Genomic DNA, 11,911 nt, shown 5'->3' with positions numbered 1-11,911 from the left:
TTGCTTCTTATAATCTACGTTGATAGCTGTCTTTGCTTTGCGAAAAAATACTTACAAAAAGCTGGGTAGATATGCTTTAAATAGGCAAAATAAAAGTCTTAATATGGACTTTTGCAACTAACAGACTATCAGTTAATTATAAAAGTGCTTGGTAATAGGTGCTTAATTAGCCTTCAAAAGGGCGTTAACAGCATAGCAAAAGGGCGTCTTTTGGAAGCCAATTAAGCCTTAATTCGAACGCTATTAAGCCTTGTTTAAAATTAAGGATATGAATTTTTATTACAAGACGAGGATTATTAACTTTACAAGATGATAAGAAGAAGTAACTAAAAGTAGACTTATTGTTTTGGATGAATCTCGTTAGTGTTATTATTATAAATAGGTGTAATTGTTGCTAATTTCGCTTTTTTTTATTAAGTTTGCATAATAACTCCTACTTTTTTCTGAAATAAGAAACCATAATGAAGATAGATATAGAAAGAATTAAGTACTTCTTAACTGTTGGTATGTTCATGAAAACTGAGCATAGTTCAAAGCGTAGAAATATGCTAATCAGACAGTTTCAGAAGTTTTATCTGACTGTCAAATTCTTTTTTGTGCGCGATCATGCTGCTTCCACGGCACAACTTTCGTTTTCTACGATAATGGCAATCGTGCCCATAGCATCTATGATTTTTGCTATTGCAAATGGCTTTGGTTTTGGACAGTTTCTTGAAAAACAGTTTCGAGAAATGTTGTCTGCACAACCCGAAGCGGCTACTTGGCTGTTAAAGCTTACGCAGTCTTACCTTGTTCATGCTAAGACTGGACTCTTTATTGGAATAGGACTGATGATAATGCTTTATAGTGTTTTCTCTCTGATTAGAACGGTAGAGACTGCTTTTGATAATATATGGCAGGTTAAAGATAGTCGCCCTCTTAGTAGGATAGTCATAGATTATACGGCTTTAATGTTTCTCGTACCTATTAGTATTATCATTCTTTCAGGACTTAGCATCTATTTCTATAGCTTTGTAGAGAATCTAAATGGTTTGCGTTTTCTCGGAACTATTGCGAGCTTTTCACTTCGTTATCTCGTGCCATGGGCTATCCTTACGCTTATGTTCATTGTGCTTTATGTTTTCATGCCCAATGCAAAGGTTAAGATTACGAAGACAGTTGCTCCTTCGATGATAGCCAGTATCGCTATGCTTTGCTTACAAGCGGTTTATATACATGGACAGATTTTCCTTACAAGTTATAATGCCATTTATGGTTCGTTTGCAGCACTTCCACTGTTTATGTTGTGGATACTTGCATCGTGGTATATCTGTCTATTCTGTGCAGAACTGTGTTATTTTAATCAAAATTTAGAGTACTATGAGTGTCTGATAGATACAGAAGATATATGTCATAATGACCTTTTAATACTGTGTGCGACTGTATTGAGCCATATCTGTCAACGTTTTGCAAATGACCAAAAGCCTCAGACTGCATTACAAATAAAGTCTGAAACGCATATTCCTATTCGTGTGATGACGGATATTCTCTATAGATTAAAAGAGGTCAATCTCATCTCGGAGAACTTTTCACCTACTTCTGATGAAGTAACTTATACGCCTACGCACGATACAAGTAACATAACTGTAGGTGAAATGATTGCTCGTTTAGAGTCTACTCCAGCATCTGATTTTGCCCTTTTAGGTTTCTCTCCTAAAAAAGCATGGAACCATGACATATATAATAGGGTGGGAAGTATACGCGAGATTTATCTTAATGAGTTGAAATCAATCAATATTAAAGAACTAATAAGTTATTCAGAGAATTAAAGGAGTATCTTGGATTTAGTGGTATACTTCGTTGATTTTTTTTTGAGAAGGATAATATTGTAACACTAAACCATCTGATATTCTCTTCCAAACGAATATGATAACATAATAAAAGAGCCAGTTCTACAATAGAAAACTGGCTCTTTTATCGTACTATAAAATCTTGTTTTATCTATGAAGTATGTTTTTTTGTTACAACTCCTAAATGACGTTTCGCTTTTAGAAGCTAACAAAAGCATCATCTTCTATACTTAATGAGGTTTTTCAAGACTTTGTTATTTCGATTTGTTAAGACAATAAAGTCAAAGTATATTAAAAATAAAAAGTCCCAGACTGTTGGTCTGGGACTGAAAGATTACTTGTCTCACGACAACTAATCTTCTAACCTTAATAATCTAATACCATGAAAAACACGTTGCAAAGATATCTAAATCTTGTTATATTTCCAAATATACAATGTTAAATAAGGTAAATATTAAGATTTATCTTCTAACTTTTGAAATATCTCTACAATTGTGCCTTTACGGGTCTATTTTATACTATTGAGCAAACCAAGTTTGCCATCGTTTACTAACTTAACGATGAGTTCACCAAATAAAGTATTTTGCCATGCAAACCACTCACGTGTAAATTTGTTAGCATCATCCTTATAAAAACTCTCGTGGATAAAGCCTGTTCCGGCATCAGTATTCATTAACATTTCAATGCACTGTCGAATTTCCTTATCATCTTTTGATGTGAAAGCCCGCATCATGATAGACATTGGCCATATCATATCGTTACCAATATGTGGACCACCAATACCCTCGCCAGCCTTGCCACGATGGAAATAAGGATTATCCTCACTCCATACATAACGGCGAGTGTTCTGATAGATTGGGTCGTCTACGCTTACATCACCAAGATATGGCATAGCCAACAGACTTGGTACATTGGCGTCATCCATCAAGAAGTAGCTACCAAAGCCATCTACTTCATAAGCATATATCTTACCATATTTAGGATGTTCGTATACAGCATACTTCTGTAAAGCATCATTTACTTCGTTAGCAAGGTCGGTACATTGAGTAGCAAGAGCTGTATTCTTATTTACCTTGGTTAAAATCTCTGCTGCTTTGCGAAGAGAAGATACTGCCATAAAGTTTGATGGAACAAGAAATTGTAATGTCGTCGCATCGTCTGAAGGGCGGAAGGCAGAAGCAATCAGTCCTACAGGCTTAACAGGTGCACCCCAACCTGCATTGTTCATTGTGTCAAGTGCGCGGTCGGTAACACGTAAGAACTTATAGGTTCCTCTGCCGTCTTTCTTCTGCTGCTCATGGAAAGTATTTAGAATGTTCTCTACTGCCTTAACCCATTCTGGACCAAAAACACTTGTGTCGCCTGTTACTTTCCAATATTCATATGCAAGGCGGATAGGGTAACAGAGTGAGTCAATCTCAAACTTACGCTCGTGTAACTCTGGTTTCATATCTGTTTCATCGGTCATCCAACGGCCATTTGGGTCTGGCTTATGATTGAATGCATTAGCATATGGATCGATGTTGATACATTTAAATTGGCGATTAATAACACCAGCTAACATCTTCTTCAGTTTCTTATCCTTTCCTGCTAATTGTACGTATGGCCACACTTGTGCGCCTGAATCGCGAAGCCACATAGCAGGAATGTCACCAGTATAAACGTAAGTGTCAGGTGTTCCATCAGCTTCCTCACCATAGTGAACAGTAGTATCGAGTGTGTTTGGGAAGCAATTCTCAAACATCCATGCCAAACGTTTATTGGTTAACTTCTTTATAATATTCTGTATTTCCTTCTCAACAGCTTCTGAGCGGAAAAGTCTTTCTGTTTCTTTAGGGCGTTTCGAGATGAAAGTCACTGCATCTGCAGGGCAGGTGAGTTGGTTTGCTGATACCTTATTAATATTGTCAGCATTGATTGGTTGCGCCTGTAATGCCATTAGCGCAACGAATGTTGATGTGATATAGGTTATCTTTCTCATACGTTATGATTTAGTTTTATTGATACATATTGATGCTGTCAATAATCTGATAAACTTCTTCATCAGTCATTGTCGGATTGCAAGGGAGGGAGAGTTCTTGGTGATGGATGAACTCTGTAATAGGATAATGTTGCTCGCTCCATTCCTTGTAAGCCTCTTGCTGATGTGGTGGAATGGGGTAGTGTATCATCGTTTCAATACCATTATCTTTGAGATATTGTTGCAAACGATTACGAGATGGACAGAGAATAGGGAATATGTGATAAACATTATCTCTGTCATTATCCTTTATCAATCTTATTTGTGGGTTGTTAATGCCCTCTAAGTATGCTTTAGCAATCTGCTTTCTACGTTGGTTTTCTTTATCGAGATAGGTGAGTTTTACATTGAGAACGGCAGCTTGAATTTCATCCATACGGCTATTCTTTCCCTTGAAGGAAAACTCATATTTGCGTGTAGATCCATAGTTGGCAAGGCTACGAATAGTCTGTGCCAACTGTTCATTATCGGTTGTCACAGCTCCTGCATCACCTAAGGCACCAAGATTCTTGCCTGGATAAAAGCTATGTGCGGCTGCGTTTCCAAGGCTTCCTGTACGATTGTTACCAAAGTGACAGCCGTGCGCTTGCGCATTATCTTCAAGCAGTAAGAGGTTATGGTGTTTACAAATGTCGCCAATGAAAGGCATATAGGCACATCTTCCATAAAGGTGCACAAGCATAATGGCACGTGTACGAGAGGTGATAGCTTGTTCAATCTGTTTCTCATCAATCTCTAAAGTGTTGATATCCGGTTCTACAAGGATAGGGGTAAGGTGGTTTTCGGTGATGGAAAGGATAGTTGCTATATATGTATTGGCAGGAACTATAACCTCATCACCTTCTTTGAGAAGTCCTAACTCTATATAGGCACGGAAGATAAGACAGAGTGCATCAAGCCCATTACCACATGTTACACAGTACTTTGTACCAATGTATTGTGCATAATTCTTTTCAAATAAAGCTATATGCTCCCCCTGCAGATACCAGCCAGAACGTAGTACCTGATTAACAGCTGTAGTAATCTCTGATTCATGTAATGCTGTTATTTTTTGAAGTGAGAGATAGTTTATCATGTTTGTTCTTTAATGAAGTAGGTTGAGTATGGTCGGGATCTTTATATTACTCTATGATAGTATCTGTTTCCCACTCATAATAGTCATAGCATACACCTCGTCCTCCAAAGCCTTCTTTTTGGAAAATAAGCGTTGTGTTTAGAATCTTTCCTTCCTCTTCTGTGCTTTTACCAAAGTCAAAGAAGCCCTTATGATTGGCATATACATTATTAAGTATATAGTCAAAGAGAAGATCGATAGCCCCAAGCCTTTTTCCTTCTGGAGATGCTGAGATATACTGAGAATGAACGACTCGTGGCATTTCATAGATGATAGTACCCCCAATAGCTATCCCTTTGTCATTATATGCCATGAATAGTCTAATCGAGTTAGGGAACCGACTGTGGAGTAAAGTTAACTCTTCAAGGGAGTGTACAGGGTGAGTAGCATACTTATTGGTGAGGTTCTTATCGAGAATATCCCAAAAAGTTGCAAGGTCTTGACTCTCCCGAACTGTCACACCAGCACGTTTGGCCTTCCTAACTCCACTTCGACGACTCTCATTGAACTTTATATGTGAATCGAAAGGAATAGTACTTGATATGTCACGAGCCGTTAGTTGTGCATGACAAATATATGTTAGCGCATAGAGATCTTCCTCGGCAGGATAATGATGGTATATCCATGGCGTAGGTTTATAGATAACTCTTTGTACTCCAGAATGGTAAAGATATTCATTAATCTTTATGAATACCTCGCAAATCTCTGCTGTAGTAGCCTGTTTCTTTGTTATAAGTCCACCGTAAGTTAATCCTTGATGAGAGTAAAGTGTGTCGCCTAAACGATTAGCAGGTAAGAGTGCATAGAGCTGTCCTTTTCGATAAATCATCAGCGAAGCATCCTGAAATCTATCGGCATGATAATCCATATAAGAACGATTGAAGAGGAATGTTCCTTGTCGTGAATCCTCAATAAACTCGTTCCACGCTTGTGCTTGTTCTTGCGTGTATTGCTTTACTTCAAACATTATCTTTTAGGATTGCATAAAAGAAGATACTCTAAACGGTCCTCTTTTATCCTTTTATATCTAATCTATGGTTTTACCTTTATCCTTTCTTAGAACACTTATAGTTAAGAAACTCTGTGTATTCACGGATATAATCATTTTCTTCAAAAGGATCTTCTGCCAAAACAAGGCATACGGCTCCCGATGAAAAATCATCGAGCGTTCGCCAGGTATCAGTCTCAACTAAGAGTCCTTGATAAGGATGATTCAAGAGAAAAGATTGCTTATCACGTCCATTATCGAGGGTAACTGTGAAGGAACCGCTAACAGCAATGATGAATTCTCGGCAATGTTTATGGGCATGACCACCACGGCAAGCACCTGAAGGTACATCGTATGTCCAATAAACACGAGAAATGTTGAAAGGAATATCCTTCATTCCCTCAGCAATAGAGAGGTTACCACGTGGGTCAACCATCTTTTGTAAGGAGATAATCTTTCCTATTGAAGCTTCTGTTTCTTTCATTCTTACAGCCTTTAGACTATTCAGTCTTTATTTCTTCATATAGGGATCTGTACCCAATACGGTTGCTGCAACACGCTTAGTCTTATCACGAAGTGCATCCATATCTGTTCCTACTTCTCCATAACAGAGTGCTACACCCATACGACGACCCACGTGAGCAATTGGTTTACCGAATATACGTAGGCGTGTTCTATCTTCGTTGCAAGCATCTAATAGGTTGTATGATAAAGGTTTGTCAGTCTCAATAGGAGAAAGAATTACAGCAGAACAACCTGCATGTTCAAGGTGAATAGCAGGGATTGGGAGTCCCATTACAGCACGGAAATGAAGTTCAAATTCGCTGAAGTTGGTTGTATGTGCCAATGTGACCATACCTGTATCATGTGGACGAGGTGATAATTCTGAGAAGATTACTTCTCCCTTCTTTGTTAAGAAGAACTCGACTCCCCATATACCATATCCGGTTAGTGCGCGTGTCACTTCATTAGCAATATGTTCTGCCTGACGTAATGATTCTTCTGAGATGGCATATGGTTGCCAGCTTTCACGATAATCACCACCTTTCTGTATGTGTCCAATAGGTGGACAGAAGAGGGTAGGGCCATTCTTCTGTGTCACAGTAAGCAGTGTAAACTCACTCTCAAACTCAATAAACTCTTCAATAATCACCTCCTTCACATCGCCACGTGCGCCATCCATCGCATTCTTAAACGCTTCTTCGAGTTCTTCATCATTGTGAACATAACTCTGACCATGTCCACTTGAACTCATTAAAGGTTTAACGACACATGGGAAACCAATCTCGTCAGCTGCAGCTTTGAACTCATCATATGTCTTTGCATAGAAATATTTGGCTGTTCTCAACCCTAAGTCGCGTGCTGCAAGGTCGCGTATAGCACGACGATTCATGGTGAAGTTTACAGCACGTGCTGATGGAGCAACTTGTATTCCACGTTCTTCATAATCAAACAAACGTTCAGTTCTGATTGCTTCAATCTCAGGAATAATCAAGTCCGGTTTGTGCTTATCTACAATAGCATCAAGGGCTGTACCATCAAGCATATCTATTACTTCAGACTCATCAGCTACCTGCATGGCTGGTGCATTCTCATAACTATCGCAAGCAATGACATATTGTCCAGCACGTTTAGCTGCTATAACGAACTCTTTGCCCAGTTCGCCTGAGCCTAATAACAAGATTTTTTTCATTTGAAGATGTGTTGTCTATCTTTTGTTTGTGAGAAGGTTTTACACCCTCGCCGTATTATGAAGAGTTAGACGAGGGTGTGAGATTATATTTTAGTAGATTTATTATCTTCCTTTTTTTGTGCACATCATGTCATAATACTTTTGGTAATCTCCAGAAGTAACCTCTTGAATCCAGTCTTGATGCTCTAAGTTCCAACGGATAGTTTTTACAATACCGTCAGCAAACATTGTTTCAGGATACCAACCTAACTCATTCTTTATCTTTGTTGGGTCAATAGCATAACGTGCATCATGACCAAGACGGTCTGGAACATGTGTGATTAACTCTTCATTTATCCAGCTAATATCAATGTCACCATTTGCGTCTTTGACCTGCTTCTTGAGGATAGTACGGAGGTTCTTATCCTCTGCCATCATGTCATGGATAGTCTTTATTGTGAGTTTAACGATGTCGATATTCTTCATTTCATTATGTCCACCAACATTGTAAACTTCACCTACACGACCTTCACGTACAACCATATCAATAGCTTTGCAATGATCCTCTACATACAACCAGTCGCGTACATTCAAACCCTCACCATATACTGGGAGTTTCTTTCCCTCAAGGATATTATTGATAATTAATGGAATCAACTTCTCTGGGAAGTGGTAAGGACCATAGTTGTTTGAACAACGTGTAATACTGATAGGCATATGATAAGTGTCGTGATAAGCCATTACAAAATGGTCAGCACTTGTCTTGCTGGCAGAATATGGGCTATGTGGGCAGAGTGGAGTCTCCTCTGTAAAGTAGCCTTCTGCTCCCAATGAACCATACACCTCGTCTGTTGATACCTGATGATAACGCTTGCCTTCCTTCCATGTAGGATAACCCTGCTCGTCCTTACCTGTCACCCATGCACGACGTGCAGCATCCATGAGGTTCTGTGTACCAAGAATGTTTACAGAAAGGAACAACTGTGGATCTTCAATAGAACGGTCAACATGACTTTCTGCTGCAAAGTTTACGAGATAGTCAATATCATATTCAGCAAAGAGTTTGTCGGCAAGTTCACGATCACGAATATCACCCTTCACAAAGATGCAACGCTCGTTATCAATATCATCTTTGATAGTACCGAGGTTACCTGCGTATGTAAGTGCATCGAGGACAATAACCTTAATATCTTCATTCACATACTTCTTATGAAGTAAATACTTAATGTAGTTTGCTCCGATAAAACCAGCAGCACCAGTTACTAAATAAGTTTTCATATCTATGTTATTTAAAATGTTTGTTATTCTTTTGGGTAAGTTTTAATAGTCTTTGATTGTAATCGAATCTTAATATAGTTCTTTTACAATTCAAATTTATTTATTTTCTTGTTGTTTATTTCCTAATGTTATAACCTCGCAATCAGTAAATTTATCACCTTCGATGGTTAATCTCACTAAAGTTCTTTCTTTATGCCATCCGCGAAGACCAGCTGCACCAGGATTGATATGAAGTAGGTTTAGTGTCTTGTCGAATTGTATTTTGAGAATATGTGAATGTCCATCAACAAAAAGGTTGGGTGGAGAAGCATAGAGCATACTCTGTACTGAACGGTCATAACGTCCAGGATAACCTCCAATGTGTTTAAGTAACACGTCAACATCTTCGCACTTAAAGCGCAGAATTTCCCGATATCGGTTGCGCATAGTGTAATCATCTATATTCCCACATACAGCGCGAAAGATGGGTTTCATTGCCTCAAACTTATCCGCAACTTCTAATGAACCTATATCACCAGCGTGCCATATCTCATCACATTCCCCAAGATAGTATTCGTATTTATCATCCCAGTAGCCATGAGTATCAGAGATTATACCAATTCGTTTCATTAAAGACTTTTCCTTTTGATAAAATCAGCTATCAGATCCTTTGTTTTTTCTAAGCCAAGTATACTCGCATCAATGCAAAGGTCATAACTTTCAGCATGCCCCCAAACCTTTGTTGTGTAATAGTTATAGTATTTGGCACGCTCGCTTTCTCCATTTTCAATAAACTTACGAGCTTCTTCTTTAGAGCATCCACGTCGCTCACATACATTAGCAATACGAGTGTCCATTGATGCTGTTATAAAGATATTGATGGTGTTTGGATTATCACGTAATACGTAATCTGCTGTTCTACCAACAAACACACAGCGTGGGTTCTGCTTTGCTACTTCACGAATGGCATCGCTTTGGAACTGATAAAGACTTTCTTGTGAAAAATTACTCTTATAAAAATCATTGTCACCTAAGAGAGGAAGGTGTATATGAAAGTGCCCTTTCATAAATCCTTTTTGCTCGTCGTTTTGCTCAAAGAACTTCTCTGAAAACCCACTTTCCTTAGCTGCAATGTTAAGAATCTCACGGTCATAGTATTGGCAATCGAATTCTTCAGCAAGCATCTTGGCGATAATATGACCACCACTGCCTATCTGACGACCAACGTTTATGATTAGTTCCTTTTCCATATTTAGATTCTTTATTTATGAATTTAAGTTTTGATTGTTCACTCTTTGTTTTTTCAACCGACGCATATAAGCCATCATAATGATAGCTGCAACTAATGATGCCAAGAAGTCACTTGAAGGCAATGATGCCCAAACACCATTTAAGTTGAAGAAATGTGGTAGGATAACAAGTAGTGGAATTAAGAATAGTAATTGGCGAGAAAGAGATAAGAAAATGCTTATCTTTACTTTACCAATACACTGAAAGAAGTTTGTTACAACCATCTGAAATCCTACGACAGGATACATCATCATGTTTATTTGAATAGCCTTAATTGCTTGGCGAATTAATTCTGGGTCCTTTGTGAACATACGTGCACAGTAATATGGGGCTAAATGGGCAATTAGCCAACCTGTAACCATTATCCCTGTTGCTGCAAAGATAGTAAGTTTCAATACACGCATAAGTCTGTCTGTCTGCTGTGAACCATAGTTATATCCAGCTATAGGCTGCATACCTTGGTCTAATCCGATGACAAACATTACAAAAATCATAGCCACACTATAAGCTATGCCGAATGCTCCAACAGCCATATCACCACCGTATCTGACAAGTTGATTATTCATAAAGATAACCACAATGCAAGCACAAACATTCATCAAGAATGGAGAAATACCAATAGAGATGATATTTTCTACCAAATGTCTTTTAAGTCGATAGATTCCACGCTTTAAATGTAAAATCTCATCTTTGTTAGTCAATTGCTTCATCTGCCAGCATAATGCCAATGCTTGAGATAAGACTGTGGCGAAAGCTGCACCACGAATTCCCCAGCCCCAGAGCCTAATAAAGATAAAGTCTAAGACTATATTCATCAAGACTGTGAAAATAGTAGCCATCATTGCCTGACGAGGTTTTGATGCTGCACGAAGTACTGCATTCATTCCAAAGTACATGTGAGAGATGACATTTCCCGCCAAAATAACTTCCATAAAACTGCGGGCATAGGGGATTGTAGCATCACTTGCACCAAAGAATCGTAAGATTGGGTCAAGAAAGATAAGGCAGATAATACCAAATGCACTTCCTATAATCAGATTAAGCGTTACTGTATTACCAAGTATGTTCTCTGCTGTGTCATAGTCACGCTGACCTAATTTCACACTGATAGACGTAGAGGCTCCTATTCCTACTGCTGCACCAAAGGCTGCACCAAGGTTGATAAAAGGGAATGTAATAGCTAAACCAGATATAGCCATTGGTCCTACAATCTGACTAATGAATATTCGGTCTACTATGTTATAGAGTGAGGCTGCTATCATAGCAATAATTGCTGGGAACGCATATTGTACCAACAATTTACCAACAGGTTTAGTACCTAACTCTAAAGTTGCATTCTTATTATCCATCAAGATTCTATTACTCGTCTACGAATGAATGGAATTCCTCCTTATACTATGCTTGCAAATGTACGAAAAAAAAATGAGAAAACCTATTTGTAGCGTAATGAATTGTAGGTTTATAAAACCTATTATTACTATTTTTTAAGGTCTTCAGTATTTTGGAGTGATAAAGTTTGCCACTTAAGGTTAGGTTTCTGACGAAATGTCACACGGAGAAAAGGAGAGGACGGAGGATTATTAAAACAAAGCAATGTAGTTATCAAGAATCTGTACGCTATACCTCCGTAGCTCTTTGTGCCGTCAGCACCTGCATGACATTGCGTTTACCTCAGTCCCCTCCGTGACTCCGTGTGCCTATTATATAAGACTTTTAGTTTATCACTCCATATTTCGGAAGA

General features: G+C 38.4%; 10 protein-coding genes. 1 reads left to right on the top strand and 9 read right to left on the bottom strand.

Annotation, left to right across the window (positions count from 1 at the left end):
- Positions 1 to 461 precede the first annotated feature (461 nt).
- On the top strand, positions 462 to 1,808 hold the full coding sequence (locus HMPREF1505_RS10140; protein ID WP_036925100.1) for a YihY/virulence factor BrkB family protein: 1,347 nt from the start codon (positions 462 to 464) through the stop codon (positions 1,806 to 1,808).
- A 529-nt stretch (positions 1,809 to 2,337) separates the two neighbouring features.
- Here the strand turns inward: HMPREF1505_RS10140 and HMPREF1505_RS10135 are convergent.
- The 9 genes from HMPREF1505_RS10135 to HMPREF1505_RS10095 all read right to left on the bottom strand — a co-directional run bounded on the left by HMPREF1505_RS10135 (position 2,338) and on the right by HMPREF1505_RS10095 (position 11,519).
- The gene (locus HMPREF1505_RS10135; RefSeq protein WP_036925099.1) at positions 2,338 to 3,810 is read right to left on the bottom strand and encodes a glycoside hydrolase family 125 protein; all 1,473 of its coding nucleotides are present in this window, start codon (positions 3,808 to 3,810) and stop codon (positions 2,338 to 2,340) included.
- A 16-nt stretch (positions 3,811 to 3,826) separates the two neighbouring features.
- Positions 3,827 to 4,924, bottom strand: a complete 1,098-nt coding sequence (locus HMPREF1505_RS10130) for a DegT/DnrJ/EryC1/StrS aminotransferase family protein (RefSeq protein ID WP_036925098.1) — start codon at positions 4,922 to 4,924, stop codon at positions 3,827 to 3,829.
- Between the two features lie 46 nt (positions 4,925 to 4,970).
- The gene (locus HMPREF1505_RS10125) at positions 4,971 to 5,930 is read right to left on the bottom strand and encodes a GNAT family N-acetyltransferase (RefSeq protein WP_036925097.1); all 960 of its coding nucleotides are present in this window, start codon (positions 5,928 to 5,930) and stop codon (positions 4,971 to 4,973) included.
- Between the two features lie 79 nt (positions 5,931 to 6,009).
- Positions 6,010 to 6,435, bottom strand: a complete 426-nt coding sequence (locus tag HMPREF1505_RS10120) for an FdtA/QdtA family cupin domain-containing protein (protein ID WP_025837159.1) — start codon at positions 6,433 to 6,435, stop codon at positions 6,010 to 6,012.
- A 27-nt stretch (positions 6,436 to 6,462) separates the two neighbouring features.
- On the bottom strand, positions 6,463 to 7,644 hold the full coding sequence (gene purT / locus HMPREF1505_RS10115; RefSeq protein ID WP_036925095.1) for a formate-dependent phosphoribosylglycinamide formyltransferase: 1,182 nt from the start codon (positions 7,642 to 7,644) through the stop codon (positions 6,463 to 6,465).
- Positions 7,645 to 7,746: 102 nt separating this feature from the next.
- Positions 7,747 to 8,901, bottom strand: coding sequence for a dTDP-glucose 4,6-dehydratase (gene rfbB, locus HMPREF1505_RS10110; RefSeq protein ID WP_036925094.1), 1,155 nt, complete (start codon positions 8,899 to 8,901; stop codon positions 7,747 to 7,749).
- A 96-nt stretch (positions 8,902 to 8,997) separates the two neighbouring features.
- Positions 8,998 to 9,510 carry a metallophosphoesterase gene (locus tag HMPREF1505_RS10105; protein ID WP_036925092.1) on the bottom strand — a complete coding sequence of 171 codons (513 nt, stop codon included), beginning with the start codon at positions 9,508 to 9,510 and terminating at the stop codon, positions 8,998 to 9,000.
- A complete protein-coding gene (locus HMPREF1505_RS10100) occupies positions 9,510 to 10,130 on the bottom strand; it encodes an AAA family ATPase (RefSeq protein ID WP_036925089.1) in 621 nt (206 codons plus the stop codon). The genes HMPREF1505_RS10105 and HMPREF1505_RS10100 overlap by 1 nt, the downstream gene beginning before the upstream one ends.
- A 15-nt stretch (positions 10,131 to 10,145) precedes the next feature.
- Positions 10,146 to 11,519: an MATE family efflux transporter gene (locus HMPREF1505_RS10095; protein WP_036925086.1), complete on the bottom strand. Its 1,374-nt coding sequence runs from the start codon at positions 11,517 to 11,519 to the stop codon at positions 10,146 to 10,148.
- Between the last annotated feature and the right edge of the window lie 392 nt (positions 11,520 to 11,911).

This window comes from Prevotella sp. ICM33, from assembly GCF_000517825.1.
GTDB classification, from domain to species: domain Bacteria; phylum Bacteroidota; class Bacteroidia; order Bacteroidales; family Bacteroidaceae; genus Prevotella; species Prevotella melaninogenica.
Note: the sequence above shows the minus strand (reverse complement) of the source record. Positions and strands in the feature narration are given on the sequence as shown.

Excerpts from the sequence above, each read along its gene's own strand:
- HMPREF1505_RS10135 (WP_036925099.1), bottom strand. The coding sequence starts at position 3,810 with ATGAGAAAGATAACCTATATCACATCAACATTCGTTGCGCTAATGGCA.
- rfbB (WP_036925094.1), bottom strand. The coding sequence starts at position 8,901 with ATGAAAACTTATTTAGTAACTGGTGCTGCTGGTTTTATCGGAGCAAAC.
- HMPREF1505_RS10130 (WP_036925098.1), bottom strand. The coding sequence starts at position 4,924 with ATGATAAACTATCTCTCACTTCAAAAAATAACAGCATTACATGAATCA.
- HMPREF1505_RS10095 (WP_036925086.1), bottom strand. The coding sequence starts at position 11,519 with ATGGATAATAAGAATGCAACTTTAGAGTTAGGTACTAAACCTGTTGGT.
- HMPREF1505_RS10100 (WP_036925089.1), bottom strand. The coding sequence starts at position 10,130 with ATGGAAAAGGAACTAATCATAAACGTTGGTCGTCAGATAGGCAGTGGT.
- HMPREF1505_RS10140 (WP_036925100.1), top strand. The coding sequence starts at position 462 with ATGAAGATAGATATAGAAAGAATTAAGTACTTCTTAACTGTTGGTATG.
- HMPREF1505_RS10125 (WP_036925097.1), bottom strand. The coding sequence starts at position 5,930 with ATGTTTGAAGTAAAGCAATACACGCAAGAACAAGCACAAGCGTGGAAC.
- HMPREF1505_RS10105 (WP_036925092.1), bottom strand. The coding sequence starts at position 9,510 with ATGAAACGAATTGGTATAATCTCTGATACTCATGGCTACTGGGATGAT.
- purT (WP_036925095.1), bottom strand. The coding sequence starts at position 7,644 with ATGAAAAAAATCTTGTTATTAGGCTCAGGCGAACTGGGCAAAGAGTTC.
- HMPREF1505_RS10120 (WP_025837159.1), bottom strand. The coding sequence starts at position 6,435 with ATGAAAGAAACAGAAGCTTCAATAGGAAAGATTATCTCCTTACAAAAG.